We start from the raw sequence: 19,976 nt of genomic DNA on the forward strand, positions 1-19,976 counted from the left end.
TCGCCAAGCAGACCGCAAGGCGTTCGGCGCCACTGGCCTTGGTCTGTCGAGGGCTCATGCCAGCACGCTATCTTGTACGTTGGGCCCTGTAGAGGCTGTGCTGGGTTCTGGGTCGGCCGCGTGGCAACCGCGCTGATGATTCTGTCGCGCTTCGAGCGCCTGACGCGAATCCAGCGGCCGCGGTGACGATACGGACATTTGCCGTGGAGCCATTCGACCGTGCTTCGAGAACAAGCTGCATTGAAGCGTCGCGGTCTTACCGCCTTCCAGAAACGACGAAGGCCGCGGTGAAACCGCGGCCTTTTCGTGGGATATTTGGAGCGGGTGAAGCGATTCGAACGCTCGACCCCAACCTTGGCAAGGTTGTGCTCTACCCCTGAGCTACACCCGCTCGCCGCGGCTCGTCGCCGCAACGGCTGCTATATGGCCGAAGCTCGCGGCGAATGCAACAGGGAAAAACCGCTCTGTCTTGAACTTTTTTCGCGGCGGCTGAAAATCCCATGTTTCCCCTCGGGAAGCTCTGCGTCAGCGCTATGCCGGACTTGTGCAGCAAGCCGGCTTTGCCCATAAACCTCGCGCAACGGCAATTCCCGGAAGCTGCGATGACCGCCTCGATGACACCCAAGACCCGCGCCGAACTGCTCGCCTATCTGGCTGGGCTCGGCATTTCAGTGACCACCCACGACCATCCCCCGCTCTACACCGTCGCCGATTCGCAGGCGCTGCGCGGCACCATATCAGGCGGGCACACCAAGAACCTTTTCCTCAAGGACAAGAAGGACAACTTCTTCCTGGTCACCGTGGACGAGGAGGCGAGCGTCGATCTCAAGCAGATCCACCAGCTGATCGGCGCATCAAGCCGCGTCTCCTTCGGCAAGCCCGAGGCGCTCATGGAGCTGCTCGGCGTCGTGCCCGGTGCTGTCACGGTCTTCGGGCTGATCAACGACACCTCAGCCAGGGTGAAGCTGGTGCTCGACAGCGCGCTGATGGAAAACGCCGTCATCAACGCCCACCCGCTGACCAACGAAGCGACGACCTCGATTGCCAATGCCGACCTGCTGCGATTCGTCGAGGCAACCGGCCATGATGCTGTTATCTTGAAAGTCTCGGCCTGATCGCCACATGGTGGGCTGACGGCCAGGCCAGGTCGCCGGCAGAAGATAGCGAATACCGGAAGAGTGAAGATGAGCAACGAAAGCAATCCCTTCGGCGGCATGGGCAGCCAGTACGCCACCAACGTCCAGTTTGGCACCGCACCTGCCGCCCCCGTGGCCGAGCTCATCAAGGACACGACGACGGCGGCCTTCAGCGCCGACGTGATCCAGGAATCGCGCAAGCAGCCGGTGCTGGTCGACTTCTGGGCACCCTGGTGCGGCCCGTGCAAGCAGCTGACTCCGGTCATCGAGCGCGTCGTCCAGGCTGCCGGCGGGCGGGTCAAGCTGGTCAAGATGAATATCGACGACCATCCGGCGATTGCCGGCCAGCTCGGCATCCAGTCGATTCCCGCGGTTATCGCCTTCAAGAACGGCCAGCCGGTGGACGGCTTCATGGGTGCAGTGCCCGAAAGCCAGATCCGCGATTTCATCGACAAGATCGCCGGCAAGGATGGCGGCCAGCCGCAGATCGCCGAGGCGCTTGCGGCAGCAGCCGAAGCGCGCGAAGCTGGCGACCTGCAGACTGCGGTACAGATCTATGATGCCGTGCTCGAACAGGTGCCCGACAACATCGACGCCATCGCAGCGCTTGCCGACATCCTGTTCGAGGCAGGCGATGTAGAAGGCGCGAACGAGGTGCTGGCACGCGCGCCCGACGACAAGAAATCCGCTGCGGCACTGGTTTCCGTCCGCACCAAGATGGCGCTTGCCGAAGAAGCGGCAGCGCTTGGCGATTCCGCCGAGCTCGAGCGCCGGCTGGCGCTGGATCCCGGCGATCACCAGGCGCGTTTCGATCTCGCCATGATCCAGAACGCCAAGGGCCAGCGCACCGAGGCTGCCGACAACCTGCTGGCCATCGTCAAGGCGGACCGGACCTGGAACGACGACGGCGCCCGGGCACAATTGCTCAAGCTGTTCGAAGCCTGGGGCTTCACCGACGAGGTGACGCTTTCGACGCGTCGCAAGCTGTCGTCGCTGCTGTTTTCGTAATCGAGCAGCGCCGCGGCCTTGCGTTTGGTTGCAACAACCCCAGATGAGTAGCAGCTGAGGACAAGATGCAGGCAGGAAACGCGCATTACCGGCTCGACAGCGATCTGCCGACAACACTGGCGGTGTTCCCGCTGACGGCGGCCTTGCTGTTGCCGGGCGGGCGCATGCCGCTCAACATCTTCGAACCGCGCTACCTCCAGATGATCGACGACGCGATGGCCGGCTCGCGGCTGATCGGCATGATCCAGCCCTCGCTCGACGGCAATCTGCGACCGGACGGCGAACCGGCGCTCTGCCCGGTCGGCTGCATCGGCCGCATCACGTCGCTCGCCGAGACGGGTGATGGCCGCTACCTGATTTCGCTGCAAGGCGTCTGCCGCTTCCGTATCGTCCAGGAGCTGGTGGCCAAGACGCCGTTCCGGCAGTGCAGGATCACCTCGTTTGCGGCGGATCTCGGCGAGGACAAGGCCGGCGCGGAAGTCGACCGGCCGGCACTGCTCAAAGCCTTCCGCACTTACCTCCAGGCCAACGAACTCGAGGCCGACTGGGAGAGCGTCAGCCGCGCCGACAACGCCATACTGGTCAACGCGCTGTCGATGATGGCGCCCTATGGCGCTGCCGAAAAGCAGGCACTTCTCGAAGCTCCCGATCTCAAGACCCGCGCCGAGACGCTGATCGCGATCACCGAAATGGCGCTGGCTCGCGAAAACGAGGATTTCGGATCGAGCCTGCAATAGGCAACGCTGCCGGAGAGCCGGAAATGGTCGAGACCAACAAACGCGACATCGACGTCAAGCTGCTCGAACTTTTGGCTTGCCCGCTGACCAAGGGGCCGCTGAAGTGGGATGCCGAACGCGGTGAACTGGTCTCCAGGCTGGCAAAGCTGGCTTACCCCGTACGCGACGGCATTCCCGTCATGCTGCCCTCCGAGGCACGGCAGATCGGCGACCGGGAACCCGGCCCGAGCACCTGATACGCGACCTTCCTTGCCCTTCGAACCCGGGACAGGATTGCGCGCCCCTGCTGCGGGCCGATGCCACATCACACAATGAACGCTTCGCCCGGCACCTCGAGAGAGATTTGCCCGCCAGCTTTACCACGCGCGGACGTGCTTCCCGTCGGCACGCCGCCGGCCGATACATCGCAAGTGAATGATCGACGCACACGCCTTGCCGCCCGGCACGGTTCGCCATTTGCCTGCGCTCTTCCACCCCTCCATCCGCTATTGAAAGTTGCGGCCCTTGGGCATGACGTTGCTCGCCTTGCGGGCCAGCGTTTCGTAGCTCTGCAGCATGCGCGGGTCACGTGCGGCCTTGTCGGCGGAACTGGCCCGTCCCTCCGCAATCGGCCGGTTGCTTTGGTCGGCAGTTGCCTGCAGTTCCTCCGACATCGTCGCCAGCCAATGCGTGCAGTCCTCCATATTGTCGGCAACGATATGGATGACACCGGATTCCTTCTGCAGCTTGCCGGTGACGCGGATGAACTTCGATCCCATGATGACAGGCCGGAAGCGCTCGAAGACACGTGCCCAGACGACGATGTTGGCGATCGAATGCTCGTCTTCCAGCGTGAGGAAGATGGCATTGCCTTTACCCGGTCGCTGGCGAACCAGCACCAGCCCGGCGACGGAGACCCGCCGCCCGTCGGGTACATCACCGAGCCGGGCATTGGGTGTAATGCCGGCACGGTCGAGATGGTGCCTGAGGAAGGCCACCGGATGCGCCTTCAGCGACAGGCCGAGCGAGCGGTAGTCGTGAATGACATGTTCGCCGAGCGGCATTGACGGCAAGTGTGTTTCTGGTTCGTTGTCGCCCAGTTGCACTTCGGGACGGTCGAACAGCGGCAGCATCTCGGCGGCACTCTTGCCATCGAGTGCCCGCACCGCCCACAGCCCCGCCCGCCTGTCGACGCCGATGGAGCGGAAGGCGTCCGCCTGGGCGAGAAGCTCGATCTCGCCGACATCGAGCCCAGAGCGCAGCCAGACATCGCGCACCGAGACGTAGCCCTTGCCACGCCGCGCAGCAAACTGCTCCATCCTGGCTTTGCTCAGCCCCTTGATCTGGCGGAAGCCGAGCCGGACGGCATGGCTGGTCCTGATGACATCCCGCATTTCGGCGTGGCGTTGCTGGATGCGTTTTGGGTCGAAGCCCGAACGCTCGAGCGTACAGTCCCAGACGGAATGGTTGACGTCGATCTGGCGAATTTCGACGCCGTGATCCTGTGCATCGCGCACCAGCTGTGCCGGCCGGTAGAAGCCCATCGGCTGCGCGTTCAGGATCGCCGCGCAGAACACGTCTGGATAGTAGGCCTTGAACCAGCATGAGGCGTAGACGAGCAATGCGAAGGCCGCGGCATGGCTCTCGGGAAAACCGTACTCGCCAAAACCCTCGATCTGCTTGAAGCAACGCTCGGCGAAGTCGCGCTGGTAGCCCCTGTCGACCATTCCCTGGATCATGCGGTCGCGGTAATTGCCGATCGTGCCGGTGCGCTTGAAAGTCGCCATCGCGCGCCTGAGCTGGTCGGCCTCGCCGGGCGTGAAGCCGCCGGCGACGATAGCGATCTTCATTGCCTGCTCCTGGAACAACGGCACGCCCAGGGTCTTGCCCAGGATGTCCTCAAGCTCCGGTTTGGGAAAGCCGTGCGCTTCCTTGCCCTGTCGGCGCCTGAGATAGGGATGCACCATGTCGCCCTGGATCGGGCCGGGACGGACGATCGCCACTTCGATGACAAGATCGTAGAATTTGCGTGGCCTCAGCCGCGGCAGCATCGACATCTGCGCCCGGCTCTCGATCTGGAAGACGCCGAGCGTGTCGGCCCGGCAGATCATGTCATAGACCTTGGGGTCCTCCGGCGGCAGCGTCGCCAGCTCGAACGGACGGCCATGTCGGTCACGCTCGTCGTAATGCGCCTCAAGCAGGTTGAAGGCCTTGCGCAGGCAGGTCAGCATGCCCAGCGCCAGAACATCGACCTTCAAGATGCCGACGGCGTCGAGGTCGTCCTTGTCCCATTCCACCATCTTGCGCTCGTCCATCGCCGTCTTGACGATCGGCACGATCTCGTCGAGCCGGTCTCTGGTGATGACGAAACCGCCGACATGCTGGGACAGATGGCGCGGAAAGCCCATGATCTCATTGGCGCGGTCGATGACATGCCGGGTCACCGGGTCGGCCTTGTCGAGGCCGCCGGCCGTCGCTTCCTTCTCGCCCAGTTCCGACGAATACCAACCCCAGATCGAGCCGGACATGGCGCCCCTGACGTCATCCGACAGACCCATCGCCTTGGCGACTTCGCGCAGCGCCGAGCGACCGCGATAGGTGACGACGGAAGCCGCGAGCGCGGTGCGCTTGGCGCTGTATCTTTCGTAGATGAATTCGATCACCTCGTTGCGCCGCTCGTGCTCGAAGTCGACGTCGATATCCGGCGGCTCGCCACGTTCCTCCGAAATGAAGCGCTCGAACAGCACATCGACGATATCGGGTCCGACATCGGTGATGCCGATGCAGAAGCAGATGACAGAATTGGCAGCGGAGCCGCGCCCCTGGCAGAGGATGCCCCTCGAACGGGCGAACTTCACAATCTCGTGGACGGTGAGGAAATAGCGGGCGTAATTGAGCTTTTCGACGATGTCGAGCTCATGCCGGATGATGCCCTGAACCTTTTCCGAAACGCCGTCCGGGTAGCGCTTTTTGGCACCCTCCCAGGCCAGCCGTTCCAATTCCGCCTGCGGTTCGAGGCCGGATTCCGTCGGTTCGTCGGGGTAATTGTATTTGAGCTCGCTCAGCGAGAAATGCAGGCTTTCGGCAAAGCGCAACGTCTCGGCCAGGGCCTCCGGGTGGTTGCGGAAAAACCTTGCCATATCGACAGGCGGCTTGAGGTGGCGTTCGGCATTCGCCTTGAGCTCGAAACCGACCTCGGCAACAGGCACGCTGAGGCGGATTGCCGTCAGCACATCCTGCAGCGGGCGCTGGTCCGGTGCATGGTAGAGCGCATCATTGGTCGCCATCAGCGGTATGCCTGCCATGGCGGCCATGGTAGCGGCCTGCTCGATCCTGAAGCGGTCGTCCCCACCGAAATTCGGAGCGACCGCGAGCCACAAGGAAGTGCCGAAGCGCTCCTTGAGACTGCGCAGAAGCGCAACGTCATCTTCCCTGGCGACCGCGACGTCGGGCAGGATGGCAAGCGACAGCAGGTCGCCCCACTCGAAAAGATCTTCCCGATAGAGAAGCGGCGCACCCTTTTCGCTCTCATCCCGGGCATTGGCCTGGGTAAGCATGCGGCACAGATGTCCCCAACCTTTGCGATCCCTGGGGTAGGCGAGCATGTCGGGCGTACCGTCGGCGAAAACCAGGCGGCATCCCGGGTGGTAGGCCAGCCCTTCCGTCTCCGCCATCTTCCACGCGCGGACGACACCAGCCACCGTATTGCAATCTGCAAGGCCGATGGCCGAAAGCCCCAGGAATTTCGCCGCGATCACCAGCTCTTCCGGAGCGGAAGCCCCGCGCAGAAAGGAGAAATTCGACTGGATGCCGAATTCGGCATAGCTGGCAGCGACGACCATGTTCATGCAAAGACCCCGTGCAGGAACCAGCGCGGCACCGCCTGCGCATTGTAGAGGCCCTGCCGGTAGAGCCAGTAGCGGCGGCCCTCGGCGTCCTCGATGCGGTAATAGTCGCGCGTCGGCGCATCGGCCGCCTGGCGCCACCATTCGGGCGCGATGCGCTCGGGCCCTTCCGCCCGCGCCACGCGATGCAACGCCCGGCGCCAGCGGAAATTGAGCGGCGGACCATCGGGAATCTCGGTCGCCGGAACATCGATTGGTTCGGGCTGCCGGAACAGGCGAATGGGGCGGTCGGGCAACCGGAGCCGCCTGGTAGCTTGCTGCGCCGCTCTGGCAGGACGCTCGGCTCCGTCCTTGCGGGCCTCTTCCTGGGCATAGGGCCGGGCGGAGGCGGCACGTTCCGGCAAATGGCTCTCGACCGGGATCGCTTCGAGCACCGCAGCTTCGCCAAGGCGTGCACTGATGCGATCGGCAAAGATCGCCAGTTCTTCGCCGCCATCCTCCACCACCTCGCCGGCAAGATCGGCCTGGCGCGCGTCGAAGCGGGCCGTCGACAGGGCAGAGAGACGCACGAGGTCGAAGCCGTAGCCGGCATCGATTGTCTCGCCGAGTGCCGCCAGCCGCTCATGAAACAGCCGGCGCACCAGTACCGGCTCGCGGATGGGGCGTGAGGCCCCGACAGTTATGCGGCTGACCATGCCGTCGACCCTGAACAGCAGCAGTTCGAGCGCGCGTGCGCCCTCTTCCCGGCGCTCGAGATCGACCTTGAGGGTGGCAGCAAGCAGGCCGATCAGCCGCTCGATGTCGTCGATCAGCGACAGCGGGTCGGCGAGATGGCGCTCGACCGAAAGCGGGGCGACAGGAAGGCGCGGTGAGATCGCCTCCTCGAGCCGACCCAACGCCTGGTCGAGGCGCTCGATGAGCTCTGCCCCGAAGCGACGGACAAGTGGCGCGCGCGGCCCGTCCATGATCGCGCCGACGCTGCGCAGCCCGACGCTTTCCAGGCTCGCCTTCGTCCTGGCATCGATCCTCAGCGCCGACAGCGGCAGGCGCGCGAGAAATTTGCGTTCGTTGCCCGGGGCCAGGATTTGACCCGTGGCAAAACGTGCCGTTGCCCATGCAGCACCAGGCGTCGAGGCAAGACCGGCGCGCACGTCGAAACCCTGGTGGAAAAACCGCGCCATCAGATCGGCAAGCAGCGCCTTTTCGCCGCCGAAGAGGTGAGCGCAGCCTGAAATGTCCAGGAACAGTCCGTTTTCACCGTCGATTGCGACAAGCGGCGTGTAGCGGTCGCACCAGTCGGCAAGTCCTTCGAGCAACCGGCGGTCGGCCTCGGGATCGGCTTCGACGACATCGATGTCGGGGTGCATGGCGCGCGCCTCGGCGATGCCCATGCCCGGCTTCAAGCGAAGCGCCTCAGCCCGTGCGTCGAGGCCGGCGATGCGCTGGGTGTTGTTCTCGCGGTGGCTGATCACCAGCGGCTTCAACGGCTGCGGGCTTGAACGCCAGGACCGCCCCAGCCTGCGCCGGAGGATGCGTTCGGCCGCGAGATGGGGAAACCACAGCGATACGATTCTCTGGGCTTCGTTCTGCGAGGGTGCGTGCATCGAGGTTCCATTCCAGAATGAAGCTGCCGGGAAGAGCCGTGCGGCTCTTGCCAATCTCGACAGCGAAGGCGGGAGCTGCGATCGAACCGGCCAGCGGCCCGAGAAGCGTTTGCCGCAAGGTGGCCGGCGCCGGCGAGACGACCAGCCGGACGGGGGCTGCCGTTGGTTCCGGCTCGGCCGACTGGCGCAGCAGGAGGACGGGCCGGCCGCTGTCCTGGGCCCGGCGGTGCAGGCGCCGCGTCGCCGTGAGGTCGACAATGCGCGGGTTGCCGCGCAATTCGACGACGACGGCTGCTATCTCCTCGATGCGGGCTGCTTCTTCGGCGATCCACAGCACGTCGGCGGCCTTCGGCGCCTCGGCAAGCAGCAGGCTTTCGGCCGGTATGCCGAAGAAGCTGGCGAGGCCCGGTGCGTAGGGCAACCCCGCCTCGCGGAACATCTCTGTCGTGCCAACCCACAACACCAGGTCGCTGGACCGCGACCGCTGCTTCAGCATGCCGCTGACGAGCGACAACGCCAGCCCCGCGGCGGCACCGGCATTGCGGGTTTCGCTGCCATGAATCTCGGTCAGCGCCGCCTTCGGCAGGCCACCGCCAAGCACCTCGTCGAGCCGCTCGACACCCGTCGGCAGGAAAAAGTCGCGCGCCGAGGCCTGGCCGTTGCGGCGGACCAGCAGTCCCGCGACCGGCTGGCCGTCGGCAGGCGAGACCAGCCTCTCAGCCAGCGTTCCCTCGATTTTGGCTATCTTCTGGCGCAAGGCAAAAACGACATCCCGCGCCACGGCGCTGGTCGCCATGTCGATCTGCTTCCTTAGTTGTTCCTGTTATGTTCCTATAGATTCCAGAGGCGCCCTGGAGAGTCAAGCCGATTCAAGGAGAATTTATTCCTCTCCTCTCCTTCTGCTGTCGCCGCTAATTTGGCGCCCGAGCGGCAAAGGCCTCGTAAGCGCGGCGGCAAAAGGCTATATGCCCCCCCAAAAGGACAAAGAATGGCCCGCATTTACAAGACCCGCGCCTGGCACGACCAGCTTTCGCCCTCGATCGAGGAGATGGAGCTTCTGGCGCTCGAAGCCTATGCGCATCTGCCGGAGGAGTTTCGCCAGCTGACCGGCGAGGTCGTCATTCAGTTGGCCGAATTCCCGACCGACGAGATCATGGACGACCTGTCGCTGGAAACGCCGTTCGACCTGCTCGGCCTGTTCGAGGGCCGCGGCATCGCCGAGCGCTGGAACCCACAGACTGGCGAGGGCCCCAACCGCGTCACGCTCTACCGCCGCGCCATTCTCGACTACTGGGCCGAGAACGAGGAGACGCTGGGCGACATCGTCACCCATGTGCTGATCCACGAGATCGGCCACCATTTCGGCCTGTCCGACGAGGATATGGAGCGGCTGGAGGAAGCCGCCGAATAGCGGCAGAACCTGAGATCAGTAGTCGCCGAGCTTGATGTCAGGCGTGTATTCGGCGCCCTCGACATCCTTCACCACCGCCTGGCCGCAGCGCATCGTCCTGGTTTCGGCGTCGAAGGAATAGGTCGGCGAGCCGAACAGGTGCCAGCCCTTGTTCACCGCAGCCGTGACCTTGTGGCAGAAGGTGGCGTCGTCAGGGCCGGTCAGGAAGCGGTAGAGTTTCATGGCGGTGTCCCTTTCAGTGCCTGAGGCTTTCGAGCTGCGCTGCCCGCGCCAGAAGCCGCTCGGCCTCCGCAAGGTGCAGCCTTTCGACCATCTTGCCGCCGAGCGAGATTACACCTGAGGACGTATTCTCAGGAAGCGCGAAGGCATCGACGACGGCGCGCGCTTCGGCAAGTGCCTCGACCGACGGCGAGAACGCCGCATTGGCCGGGCCGATCTGGGCCGGGTGGATGACGGTCTTGCCCGAGAATCCCATGGCGGCGGCCTCGCCGCATTCGGCGGCGAAGGCATCGAGATCGCGGAAATCGTTGGACACGCTGTCGAGCATGTCGATCCCCCCAGCTCGCGCGCAAAGCACCATCTGCATCAGCCAGGGCTGGACATAGCGGCGGTCCGGCGTGAGCTTGACGCCGGTGTCCTTGGCGAGGTCGTTGAGCCCGGCGATCAGGCACGACAGCCGTGCCGAAGGATCGCGGCCGAGCTCGGCGATGGCCGCGAGATTGACCAGCGCCCGCGGCGTCTCGATCATCGCCCAGAGCTTGAGCGTGTCGGGGGCGTCGGCCTCGTCGAGCACGTCATTGGCTTCCAGCAGGTCACGCGGCGTCTCGATCTTGGGCAGCACAACGCCATCGGTGGCCCAGCCGCTGGCGGCAGCAAGATCGTCCGCCCCCCACGGACTTTTCAGCCCGTTGATGCGCACGACATATTCACGCGCGCCTGCCGGCCGTTCGGCGAAGAATTTTGCCAGCCTGTCGCGCGCCGCGGCTTTCTGCTCGGGCAGCACGGCATCTTCCAGGTCGAAGATGACGGTGTCGCAGGCAAGCTGCGCAAGCTTGGCGATCGCCTTTTCGTTGGTGGCGGGCACGAACAGCACCGAGCGGCGCGGGCGGGGCAGGGAATGTTGCATCTGGTCTTCTTGCCCGGCAATGCTGGCCCTTGCAAGTCCTTGCCGGACGACGGCGTAACTGCTTTTGTCCTCCATCACAGACAGACGGGAACACTCCATGGCACGCCACGACGTGGTCATCACAGGCGGCGCGATCGTCGGCAGCTCGATCGCCTATTATCTGCGCGAGGAGGGTTTTACCGGCTCGATTGCCCTGATCGAGCGCGACCCGCAATTTGCCCATGCCGCGACCACTTTGTCCTGCGCCTCGATCCGCCAGCAATTCTCGATCCCCGAAAACATCCGCCTGTCGCAGTTCACGCTTGGCCTGTTCCGACGGCTCAAGGAGGAGTTCGGCCCTGACGCCGATATCGGCTTCCGCGAGGGCGGCTACCTCATCCTCGCCGGCGACAACGGCCTGCCGATTCTCAAGGCCAACCACGAGGCCCAGATGGCCGAGGGCGCCGACATCGTGCTCGAGGATGCCGAGCAGCTGGCGAAGCGCTTCTCCTGGATCTCGACCGAGGGTATTTCCGCCGGCGCCTATGGCCGCACAGGCGAAGGCTGGTTCGATGCGCATGCCATGCTCGGCCTGTTCCGCAAGGCGCTGAAGACCAAGAACATCGACATGATCACGTCGGAGGTCACGGGCATCGAGCGCTCAGGCAACCGCGTTACGGCAGTGACGCTTGCCACCGGCGAGCGGCTGGAAACCGGCACGCTGTTCAACGCCGCCGGGCCGAACGCCGGCAAGGTCGCCGCCATGGCCGGTCTCGCTCTGCCGGTCGAGCCGCGCAAACGCAACGTCTTCGTCTTCGAGGCGCGCGAAAAATTCGCCGACATGCCGCTGATGGTCGACCCCTCCGGCGTCTATGTCCGCCCCGAAGGTTCGGTCTACATCACGGGCGGGGCCGAAAGTGAGGATGGCGAGTTGGCTGCCGACCCCACGGATTTCAACCCCGACTGGGGGCTGTTCGAGGAGGTGATCTGGCCGGTGCTGGCCACCCGCGTGCCGGCCTTCGAGGCGATCAAGGCGACGCAAGCCTGGGTCGGGCACTACGACTACAACGCGCTCGACCAGAACGCCGTCATCGGCCCGCATCCCGAGGTTCAGAACTTCATTTTCGCCAATGGCTTCTCCGGCCACGGCCTGCAGCAGGCGCCGGCGGTCGGCAAGGCGCTCGCCGAGCTCCTTGTCCATGGCACCTACCGTACCATCGACTGTTCGGCCTTCGGCTACCAGCGCATCGCGGAAGGGCGAGCGTTCCGCGAGCTGAACGTGATCTAGGTAGGATCCTCAAGCAGCTTCACCTACGAGACAGCGAACGAACGTCCGGATTTATCGGAGATTCATAATATTATCGAGAGCTAATTTGAAAATATCGCAGAGCCTGCGTACCGAGCGGGTCAGATTTCATTAAGTCTTTCTCAGATACGAGACCACTTTTCCTTGTCAAGAAACTGCAATTGGCGTCAATGTAACGAATCTCAGGCAGTGCATACAGGGAATTGGAATGAAGCAGTCTTGCGCGAACGGGGGCGCACCGGGTACCCAATCAACCAGCAAATACAAACTTCTTTCAGGCGTCTGCATTGCCGCTTTGGCAATGGGGGGAACACTTCCCGCGGCAAGGGCAGCGAACTTCGTCGCCTCGAACCAGACGGAACTCTACCAGGCGATAGCGGACGCCCAGGCGAGCCCTGATGCAGCATCGACAATCATGCTGACATCCAGTTTCCAGATCACCAGCCCGCCTCCCGCGATCGCCGGAAAGGCGATCACGATCGCCACCGGCGCCAATACGCTCTCCTACAGTTCGGCTGCGGTCTTCAACGTCGCGAGCGGCGCGAGCCTGACGCTCTCAGGCCAGATCCAGGGCACTGGCAGCCTGAACACGGGTTTGCTTTCGAAGGTCGGCGGGGGCGAACTCATCATCAACGAGGCCGCTGGCTCCGGCATTACGACAATCAGCATCAACGATGGACACACGCTCATCTCTGGCGGCAGCGACGTCACATTCGGCTCTTCCGCCGGTGGAACCGTGTCGCAATTGGATATTGCCGGCGGGGACGGCCAAGTGGCGAGCCTGACGTTGTCAGGTCAGGGCACCCGGCTGGTCGCGACAGGCACCGACCCGAATGACTTGAGCGGCGGCGCGGGAAGCCAATCGACCCTGACCATCGAGAATGGCGCCGTTTACACGACGACGGGGGGCATAAGGGTTCACACGCCAGGCTCGCAAGGCACGGCCACCATCAACGTCATGGGCGAAGGCTCGACGCTGGAAGCCGGCGGCTTCACGTCCACTAACGGCACCAGCTACATCTACGTTCGCGACGGCGGCGTGGTCGACATCACCGGCAACACCTCCTTCGGCGGCGTTGGAAACCTCAGCTTCAACACCGCACTGGTCACAGCTGAGGTGTCCGGCGAAGGATCCCGATGGGACTCGGGCTCGACGATAGCAATGTACCAGGGTTCGCTCTCGATCCTGGACGGCGGCGTCATGACCGGGACGGCCGTGAACATCTCCACCAGCCCAGGCGGCGTCCTCCCAAATTTCAGTGTCCTTGTTTCCGGGGACGGGTCGGTGCTCAACGGGACCGCGGTCACTCTCGGAACCAGGGGCAAGGGTGCCCTGACCCTTGCCGATGACGGCAGGGTGGTAGTGAACAACGGCAACTCGGCCCTTGTCGTCGGTAGCGTGCATGCCAGCAGCCACGCAGCGCTGAACATCGGCGGCGCGGTTGGCCAGGCGGCGACCGGTGCCGGAACGCTCCAGGCGTCGGCGATAACCCTCGCGGCCAGTGCCGAGATCAACTTCAACCACACCGAAACCGGCTACATTTTCGACCTGCCGATCAACGGCAGCGGCGCCATCAACCAGCTCGCCGGCCGCACCATCTTCAACGCCAACCAGACCGGCTTCAACGGGCTGACCAGTGTCCATGGCGGCATGCTCGTCGTCAACGGCGTCCTCGGCGGCATCATGGATGTGCGCGGCGGCGTCCTGGCAGGCGTGGGCTCGGTCGGAAACACCGCTAACTATGCCGGCGGCACCATTGCGCCCGGAAACAGCATCGGCACGCTGACTGTCGCCGGCAACTACACGAGCAATGGCGGCACCCTGCTGATCGAGGCCGTCCTCGGCAACGATGCCTCGCCCACCGATCTTCTCGCCATAACAGGCAACTCGATCCTCGGAACCGGTGCGACCAGAATCTTCGTCACCAATCTCGGCGGCGCCGGAGCGGAAACGACCGGCGACGGTATCAAGATTGTCGACGTGGCGGGCACATCCGCCGCCGATGCCTTCGTGCTGGCTGGTCCGGCGATCGGCGGGGCCTATCTCTACGGCCTGTTCCAGAACGGCATCGCCGATCCCACAGACGGCGACTGGTACCTGCGCATGACCGATACGCTGGCGCCGACGGTGCCGGTCTATGAGAACTATCCGATCGTCTTGCTTGGCTTGGCCGAGCTGCCGACGCTGCAGCAGCGCGTCGGCGACCGCTACTGGCCCGGGGCGAGTGAAGCGACGGATAGCGCCGGAGGTGAGGCCGGCCCGCGCAATTTCTGGACGCGGATCGAAGGCGCGCATGGCCATGTCGAGGGCGTTTCGACCACTGGCACCTCCTATGACAGCAACCGCTATCTCGTACAGGCAGGCATTGATGGCTTGTTCGCCGAAACCGGCTCAGGCAGGCTGATCGGCGGCATCAATGCGCAATATGGCCGGGTCAACGCCGACATCGGCTCCAGCCTCGGCAACGGCACCAATGCGACAGTTGCCTATGGCGGCGGCGCGACGCTGACCTGGTATGGCAGCAACGGCATCTATGTCGACGGACAGGCCTCTGTTAGCCGCCTGTCGAGCGACGTTGCCGCCGACACCGTCGGCAAGCTCGTCGACGGCAATCAAGGCCTTGGCTATGCCTTCAGCATCGAAGCCGGCCGCAAGCTGTCGGTCGGCGGCACCTGGTCGGTGACCCCGCAGGCCCAGCTTGCCTACACCTCCGTCGATTTCGACGATTTCGCCGATCCGTTCGGCGCCAAGGTGTCGCTGGTGGCCGGCGACAGCCTGAAAGGCCGGATCGGCCTGGCGCTGGACTATGACGCAGGCGGCGGCGCGAGCCGCAGCCATGTCTATGGCATCGCCAATCTTACCTACGAATTCCTGGACGGAACGGCGGTCGACGTGGCGGGTACCAAGGTCGCGTTCGAGCCCGATTCCTTCGGCGCGGAACTCGGCATTGGCGGCACCTACCGCTGGGCCGGAGGCAAATACGCCCTCTACGGCGAAGCGCTGGCTTCGACCAGTTTCGAGGGCAGCAACGGCTTCAAAGGTACGGTTGGCTTCAACACGGCGTTCTAGGTTTCAAGACCGCAAATGCCCGGCCCGCCGCTCGGCGGGCCTTTTCGTTTCACCGTCTTGAGGGCTAATCCGCAATCTGCCCAAACTGCGACGTATAAGCAGGCGATTGCAGATATTGGCGCAAAACCAACCTGGCGCCCCCTTACGCCCTTTCCTCCCACACCTTCGCCAGCTCCACGATCGTCGTCACCGCCTTTTCCATGTCTTGGCGGCTGACCCATTCCAGCGGGGAGTGGAAGGCGTGGCCGCCGGCGAAAATGTTGGGGCAGGGCAGGCCCATGAAGGACAGGCGCGAGCCGTCGGTGCCGCCGCGGATGCTGCCGCGCAACGGCTCCATGCCGGCGCGGCGGACGGCTTCGAGCGCGTTGTCGACGATCTCGGGATGGCGGTCGAGCACCACCTTCATGTTGCGGTACTGCTCCTTGACCGTGAAGCTGTAGGTCGAGCCGGGATAGGCCTTCATCACGTCCTTGACGATGTCTTCGAGCAGCTTTTCCTTGGCGACGAGGCCAGCTTCGGTGAAATCGCGCACGATCAAGCTGAGCGAGGCCTTTTCCATCGAGCCCGACAGCGCAGTGGGGTGGAGGAAGCCTTCGCGGCCCTCGGTGGTTTCGGGCGAAAGCTCCTTCGGCAGCCGGTCGACGATGGCGCCAACGATCTTGATGGCGTTTTCCATGCGGCCCTTGGCGAAGCCGGGATGGATGGCGACGCCTGAAATGGTGATGTCGACGCCGTCGGCCGAAAAGGTCTCGTCCTCGATGTGGCCAGCGGTCTCGCCATCCATGGTGTAGGCGAATTCAGCGCCGAGCTTGGCGAAATCGACCTTGTCGACGCCGCGGCCGATCTCCTCGTCGGCGGTGAACAAAAGCTTGATCGCACCATGCTTGATGTCGGGGTTGGCAACGAGGAACTGTGCCGCCGTCATGATCTCGGCGATGCCGGCCTTGTCGTCGGCACCGAGCAGCGTGGTGCCGTCTGTTGTGACGATGTCGTTGCCGATCTGGTTTTTCAGCTCGGGGTGCTCGGTGACCCGGATGACCTGCTGCGGGTCGCCGACAAGCTGGATGTCGCCGCCGGCATAGTTGCGCAGGATCTGCGGCTTGACGTTGGTGCCGGTGAAATCGGGCGCGGTGTCCATGTGCGAACAGAAGCAGATGACCGGGATCTGCTTTTCGGTATTGGCGGGCACGGTGGCGTAGACATAACCATGCTCGTCGAGATGGGCGTCGGTGAGGCCGATCGCCAACAGCTCCTCGACGAGCAGGCGGCCGAGGTTCTTCTGCTTTTCGGTCGAGGGCTGGCTCGGCGAGCTCGCATCGGACTGGGTGTCGATGACGACATAACGGAGGAAGCGATCGAGCACCGTGTCGGTGGTGGCGGTCCTTGTGTCGGTCATGGCAGGCTCCAATGCATCGAGGATGCCCTGCTATAGCCGCCCCGGCGGGTGCCGTGAACGGGTTTCGCACCTGTTGAGGCGGCTGTCCGCGCGATCGCGGCTGTCTGGCCCAAGCCGCGCCCGGCGGGGCCGGGCGCTTCAGGCAACGATGGCTGCGTCTCAGAAAGGCACCGCACTGTTGTCGACGATGGCCGGGATGACGATACCCCAGTCATCCTCGTGCAGCTCGTGGCCGCCGCCGGCGACGGCGAGATATGTAGAGCCTGGAACCGCATCGGCGATCGCCTTGCCGTGGACGACCGGGAAGATCGGGTCGGCGGTGCCATGAATGACCACAAGCGGCGCCTCCAGTCCGGGAAGCTTGCCCTTCAAGGTCTCACCGCCCTCGAGCATGAAGTGATTGGTGGCCGAAAGATATCCGCCTGAGCGGTCGTGGTCGCGCTCGATGAAGGCAAGCGTCTTCACCGCGTCATGCGCATGTGCTGTGCTTGCGATCACCCGGGCCTCGCTGGCGATGAATGCGGTCGCCTGGGCGCGGTTCGACCAGTCGACGTTTTCGCCCGTCGCGGCATGCTCCATATAGGCCGGTGTCGGCGGCGGCAGGTCGAGATCGAGGCCGATGGGCGTCGTCGACAGCAACGTCAGCGAAGCGACGCGGCTGGGCGCCGACAACGCCAGGATCTGGGCGATCATGCCGCCGAGCGACATGCCGACGACATGGGCCTTTTCGATGCCGTAGCCGTCGAGCACGGCGATGGCGTCCTTGGCCATGTCGTCCATCGAATAGGGTGGCTTGCCAGGCGGGAATTTGGTCGACACGCCGGTGTCGCGGTTGTCGTAGCGGATGACATAGCGGCCGCTGGCGGCGATGCGGCGGCAGAACTCTTCCGGCCACCACAGCATCGAGGCCATCGCCCCCATGATCAGCAGCACGGGCGGCGCCGACGGGTCGCCGAATGCCTCCGTGGCGATCTCGACGCCATTGGAACGGACGGTCTTTGTGGTGGTTTCGCTGGCCATCGCCTGACTCCCCTGGGTTGCTCCCAAAACGGCGAGCGCTGCTGCGGAGAGCAGGAAGCGGCGCCGGCTGGTCGTGTTGATGTGATCTGGCATTTCGATCTCCTCGCGCCCGCTGGGCGGCTTGGACGGACACTAGGGACGTCGAAGTCGGATCGCGAGAGCGATACTGGACAAAAACGAGGCATACGTGCCACTGATGGCACATGAAAACCCAGGCCGAACCCCTCCGCATCAGCCTGCTTGCCTTGCCGCAGACGACACCGGCGGCGGTATACGGGCTGTTCGAGGTGCTGTCGGCGGTGGGCTCGATCTGGGACCGGCTGACCGGGCAGCAGACCAGGGCGCGGCCCATCTCAGCCGAGATCGTGGCACGAAGCAAGGAGGCGTTCACCTGCGCCATCGGCACACCGATCCAGCCGCATGCGACATTCGCCGACACAGAGAATACCGACGTGGTGATCGTCACCGACCTGGCGCTGCCGCTCGAGGGTGGCGCGGCGCTCGGATGGGGCGATGAGATGGAATGGGTCCGGGCGCAGCTGTCCGCCGGCGCCACCATCTGCTCGGTGTGCACAGGCTCGATCTTCCTCGCCGAGGCGGGGTTGCTCGACGGCAAGGACGCAGCCTCGCATTGGATCGCCGCCGACATCTTCCGCGACAACTATCCCCTGGTGCGATTCCGGCCCGAGCGCATCGTCTGCGACATGGACCCTGAGGGACAGCTGATCACCACCGGCGGCGCGTCGTCCTGGGAAGACCTCGCACTGCACCTGATCGCGCGCTACAGCGGCAGGGAGGAAGCAGCGCGCATCGCAAAAGTGTTCCTGCTCGGCGACCGCAGCGACGGCCAGTTGCCTTTCGCCGCGATGGCCAAGCCCAGGCGCCACGAGGATGCGGCAATCGGCAACTGCCAGCTCTGGATCGCCGACAATTACGCCTGCGCCAATCCGGTGACGCGCATGGTCGCCGAAAGCGGTCTGCCCGAGCGCACCTTCAAGCGCCGCTTCAAGGCGGCGACCGGCTACACGCCTGTCGATTATGTGCAAAGCCTGCGTATCGAGGAGGCCAAGCAGATGCTGGAGGCCACCGCTGACGCGACGGACGAAATCGCCGAGACAGTCGGCTACGAGGATCCGGCGTTCTTCCGCCGGCTGTTCCGGCGCCATACCGGCATTACGCCGGCGCAATACCGGCAGCGGTTTCGCCTGAAGCGGTTGTAGCGGCCACCCGGCCCTTCCCTTCACCCATTCCCGCCGTCATCATGCCGCGCGGACCACTCTGCGAAGGAGCGACGCATGGACTTCATGCGACTGCTGAAATCGATCGAGGAACTTCTCTACGAGGTCGTGTCGTGGCTACTGTTTTACCCGCTGACGATGTGGCGAGCATTGCGCGACCCCGACAAGATGATGCGCTATGCCAATGTCGAGCTGTCCGACGAGGTGGACGAGCAGTACCAGGACACGATGAGCCCGCCGATGTTCCTGCTGCTGACGCTGCTGATCGTGCATGGCCTGGAGCTCGGCTTCATCAGCGATCGTTCCTGGGTGGCGCCGTCGATGCTCGCCAGCGACTCCAACCTTCTGATCTTTCGGGCCGTCGTCTTCAGCGTTTTCCCGCTGCTGATGGCGGTGAAGCTGTTGCGCTTTCGCGGCGCCCGGATCGACAGGGCAACCTTGAAGCCGCCGTTCTACAGCCAGTGTTATGTCGCGGCACCCTTCGCCCTCGGCGTCAGCCTGGCGGGCGTGGTGTGGCGCGTCCACAACAGCACCGCGAGCGTCGCGGCACTGCTGCTGTTGGTCGTTGCCATCGTCTGGTACGTGGCGGTGGAAACGCGCTGGTTTGCCCGCAATCTCGACCTTGGTCTCGGCCGCGCGCTGCTCAGCGTCGTTGTCAGCGTGCTGCAAGGCGTGGCAGCCATGCTGATCGTCGGCACGGCCATCGCCCTGACGCAGGCGCCAGGGACGTAACGCAACGGCCATCGCCGTCGCGGCATGCCCCGGCGACCGCCACCCCGCGGCGTGTTGCCCGCGACGGTTCGTTATCGCATCGATTGCAATCTGGACATGAGACCAGCCTCGACGTCGAGGCTGGGAATGGCATCAACGGCAGGGTAGCCGATGTCCTTCATCTGCTCCGGGCTGAGTGCCGCGATGATCCGCCTGCTCTGGGCACGGCGATACCACATCTCGGCTGCCGCGATACGGCGTGCAGTGGCCTGGAGGAGCCGGATCGTCAGATCCGCCGTCTGATGTCCGTGGCTGGAATGCACTGAGTAAGCCATCTCGGCCTCCCGTCTCCTGACATGACCCGGCGAGCTTGCCATGCAGGCGTGAGTCCAGCGTGTTCGACGCGTGAA

At 64.3% G+C, this 19,976-nt stretch carries 17 protein-coding genes and 1 tRNA gene; 9 read left to right on the forward strand and 9 right to left on the reverse strand.

Annotation, left to right across the window (positions count from 1 at the left end):
- Window positions 1–316: 316 nt before the first annotated feature.
- Window positions 317–391, reverse strand: a tRNA-Gly gene (locus HNQ95_RS10745).
- A gap of 211 nt (window positions 392–602) precedes the next feature.
- On the opposite strand from HNQ95_RS10745, the gene HNQ95_RS10750 reads away from it, so the two are divergent.
- From HNQ95_RS10750 to HNQ95_RS10765, 4 genes are all read left to right on the forward strand, one after another.
- A complete protein-coding gene (locus tag HNQ95_RS10750) occupies window positions 603–1,115 on the forward strand; it encodes a prolyl-tRNA synthetase associated domain-containing protein (protein WP_182574041.1) in 513 nt (170 codons plus the stop codon).
- Between the two features lie 69 nt (window positions 1,116–1,184).
- Entirely contained in the window at window positions 1,185–2,144 is a 960-nt protein-coding gene (gene trxA / locus HNQ95_RS10755) for a thioredoxin (RefSeq protein WP_182574042.1), read from the forward strand.
- 65 nt (window positions 2,145–2,209) lie between these two features.
- A complete protein-coding gene (locus HNQ95_RS10760) occupies window positions 2,210–2,881 on the forward strand; it encodes an LON peptidase substrate-binding domain-containing protein (protein WP_067955943.1) in 672 nt (223 codons plus the stop codon).
- A gap of 23 nt (window positions 2,882–2,904) precedes the next feature.
- Window positions 2,905–3,117, forward strand: coding sequence for a Trm112 family protein (locus HNQ95_RS10765; RefSeq protein ID WP_067955941.1), 213 nt, complete (start codon window positions 2,905–2,907; stop codon window positions 3,115–3,117).
- 249 nt (window positions 3,118–3,366) lie between these two features.
- On the opposite strand, the gene HNQ95_RS10770 is transcribed toward HNQ95_RS10765, so the two are convergent.
- Genes HNQ95_RS10770 through HNQ95_RS10780 form a run of 3 tightly spaced genes read right to left on the reverse strand, consistent with a single transcriptional unit; the run spans window position 3,367 to window position 9,105 of the window.
- Window positions 3,367–6,708, reverse strand: coding sequence for an error-prone DNA polymerase (locus tag HNQ95_RS10770; RefSeq protein ID WP_182574043.1), 3,342 nt, complete (start codon window positions 6,706–6,708; stop codon window positions 3,367–3,369).
- Complete coding sequence (locus HNQ95_RS10775) at window positions 6,705–8,177, reverse strand: Y-family DNA polymerase (RefSeq protein ID WP_182574044.1); 1,473 nt, start codon at window positions 8,175–8,177, stop codon at window positions 6,705–6,707. Before HNQ95_RS10775 ends, HNQ95_RS10770 begins: the two co-directional genes overlap by 4 nt.
- Window positions 8,119–9,105, reverse strand: a complete 987-nt coding sequence (locus tag HNQ95_RS10780; protein WP_182574045.1) for an ImuA family protein — start codon at window positions 9,103–9,105, stop codon at window positions 8,119–8,121. The genes HNQ95_RS10775 and HNQ95_RS10780 overlap by 59 nt, the downstream gene beginning before the upstream one ends.
- Before the next feature lie 192 nt (window positions 9,106–9,297).
- Between HNQ95_RS10780 and HNQ95_RS10785 the strand changes: the two genes are divergently transcribed.
- Complete coding sequence (locus HNQ95_RS10785; RefSeq protein ID WP_067955935.1) at window positions 9,298–9,720, forward strand: metallopeptidase family protein; 423 nt, start codon at window positions 9,298–9,300, stop codon at window positions 9,718–9,720.
- A 15-nt stretch (window positions 9,721–9,735) separates the two neighbouring features.
- Here the strand turns inward: HNQ95_RS10785 and HNQ95_RS10790 are convergent, their stop codons facing one another.
- Complete coding sequence (locus HNQ95_RS10790; protein WP_067955933.1) at window positions 9,736–9,942, reverse strand: DUF1737 domain-containing protein; 207 nt, start codon at window positions 9,940–9,942, stop codon at window positions 9,736–9,738.
- A gap of 13 nt (window positions 9,943–9,955) precedes the next feature.
- Window positions 9,956–10,846 (reverse strand): HpcH/HpaI aldolase/citrate lyase family protein, encoded by an 891-nt coding sequence (locus tag HNQ95_RS10795; protein ID WP_154386277.1) that lies wholly within the window; start codon window positions 10,844–10,846, stop codon window positions 9,956–9,958.
- Window positions 10,847–10,943: 97 nt separating this feature from the next.
- Between HNQ95_RS10795 and HNQ95_RS10800 the strand changes: the two genes are divergently transcribed.
- Window positions 10,944–12,113: an NAD(P)/FAD-dependent oxidoreductase gene (locus HNQ95_RS10800; protein WP_154386276.1), complete on the forward strand. Its 1,170-nt coding sequence runs from the start codon at window positions 10,944–10,946 to the stop codon at window positions 12,111–12,113.
- Window positions 12,114–12,432: 319 nt separating this feature from the next.
- Window positions 12,433–15,201: an autotransporter family protein gene (locus HNQ95_RS10805; protein WP_182574046.1), complete on the forward strand. Its 2,769-nt coding sequence runs from the start codon at window positions 12,433–12,435 to the stop codon at window positions 15,199–15,201.
- 142 nt (window positions 15,202–15,343) lie between these two features.
- Here the strand turns inward: HNQ95_RS10805 and pepT are convergent, their stop codons facing one another.
- On the reverse strand, window positions 15,344–16,597 hold the full coding sequence (gene pepT, locus HNQ95_RS10810) for a peptidase T (protein WP_154386274.1): 1,254 nt from the start codon (window positions 16,595–16,597) through the stop codon (window positions 15,344–15,346).
- A 159-nt stretch (window positions 16,598–16,756) separates the two neighbouring features.
- Entirely contained in the window at window positions 16,757–17,617 is an 861-nt protein-coding gene (locus HNQ95_RS10815) for an alpha/beta fold hydrolase (RefSeq protein WP_182574065.1), read from the reverse strand.
- 203 nt (window positions 17,618–17,820) lie between these two features.
- Here HNQ95_RS10815 and HNQ95_RS10820 point away from each other — a divergent pair, with 203 nt between their 5' ends.
- Complete coding sequence (locus HNQ95_RS10820; protein WP_154386273.1) at window positions 17,821–18,837, forward strand: GlxA family transcriptional regulator; 1,017 nt, start codon at window positions 17,821–17,823, stop codon at window positions 18,835–18,837.
- 75 nt (window positions 18,838–18,912) lie between these two features.
- Entirely contained in the window at window positions 18,913–19,587 is a 675-nt protein-coding gene (locus HNQ95_RS10825) for a permease (RefSeq protein WP_154386272.1), read from the forward strand.
- A gap of 71 nt (window positions 19,588–19,658) precedes the next feature.
- On the opposite strand, the gene HNQ95_RS10830 is transcribed toward HNQ95_RS10825, so the two are convergent.
- Window positions 19,659–19,901: a YjiS-like domain-containing protein gene (locus HNQ95_RS10830; RefSeq protein ID WP_182574047.1), complete on the reverse strand. Its 243-nt coding sequence runs from the start codon at window positions 19,899–19,901 to the stop codon at window positions 19,659–19,661.
- Between the last annotated feature and the right edge of the window lie 75 nt (window positions 19,902–19,976).

The organism is Aminobacter ciceronei, assembly GCF_014138625.1.
Classification (GTDB): Bacteria; Pseudomonadota; Alphaproteobacteria; order Rhizobiales; family Rhizobiaceae; genus Aminobacter; species Aminobacter ciceronei.

Excerpts from the sequence above, each read along its gene's own strand:
- HNQ95_RS10750 (WP_182574041.1), top strand. The coding sequence starts at position 603 with ATGACCGCCTCGATGACACCCAAGACCCGCGCCGAACTGCTCGCCTAT.
- trxA (WP_182574042.1), top strand. The coding sequence starts at position 1,185 with ATGAGCAACGAAAGCAATCCCTTCGGCGGCATGGGCAGCCAGTACGCC.
- HNQ95_RS10760 (WP_067955943.1), top strand. The coding sequence starts at position 2,210 with ATGCAGGCAGGAAACGCGCATTACCGGCTCGACAGCGATCTGCCGACA.
- HNQ95_RS10765 (WP_067955941.1), top strand. The coding sequence starts at position 2,905 with ATGGTCGAGACCAACAAACGCGACATCGACGTCAAGCTGCTCGAACTT.
- HNQ95_RS10770 (WP_182574043.1), bottom strand. The coding sequence starts at position 6,708 with ATGAACATGGTCGTCGCTGCCAGCTATGCCGAATTCGGCATCCAGTCG.
- HNQ95_RS10780 (WP_182574045.1), bottom strand. The coding sequence starts at position 9,105 with ATGGCGACCAGCGCCGTGGCGCGGGATGTCGTTTTTGCCTTGCGCCAG.
- HNQ95_RS10785 (WP_067955935.1), top strand. The coding sequence starts at position 9,298 with ATGGCCCGCATTTACAAGACCCGCGCCTGGCACGACCAGCTTTCGCCC.
- HNQ95_RS10790 (WP_067955933.1), bottom strand. The coding sequence starts at position 9,942 with ATGAAACTCTACCGCTTCCTGACCGGCCCTGACGACGCCACCTTCTGC.
- HNQ95_RS10795 (WP_154386277.1), bottom strand. The coding sequence starts at position 10,846 with ATGCAACATTCCCTGCCCCGCCCGCGCCGCTCGGTGCTGTTCGTGCCC.
- HNQ95_RS10800 (WP_154386276.1), top strand. The coding sequence starts at position 10,944 with ATGGCACGCCACGACGTGGTCATCACAGGCGGCGCGATCGTCGGCAGC.
- HNQ95_RS10805 (WP_182574046.1), top strand. The coding sequence starts at position 12,433 with ATGGGGGGAACACTTCCCGCGGCAAGGGCAGCGAACTTCGTCGCCTCG.
- pepT (WP_154386274.1), bottom strand. The coding sequence starts at position 16,597 with ATGACCGACACAAGGACCGCCACCACCGACACGGTGCTCGATCGCTTC.
- HNQ95_RS10815 (WP_182574065.1), bottom strand. The coding sequence starts at position 17,617 with ATGGCCAGCGAAACCACCACAAAGACCGTCCGTTCCAATGGCGTCGAG.
- HNQ95_RS10820 (WP_154386273.1), top strand. The coding sequence starts at position 17,821 with ATGAAAACCCAGGCCGAACCCCTCCGCATCAGCCTGCTTGCCTTGCCG.
- HNQ95_RS10825 (WP_154386272.1), top strand. The coding sequence starts at position 18,913 with ATGGACTTCATGCGACTGCTGAAATCGATCGAGGAACTTCTCTACGAG.
- HNQ95_RS10830 (WP_182574047.1), bottom strand. The coding sequence starts at position 19,901 with ATGGCTTACTCAGTGCATTCCAGCCACGGACATCAGACGGCGGATCTG.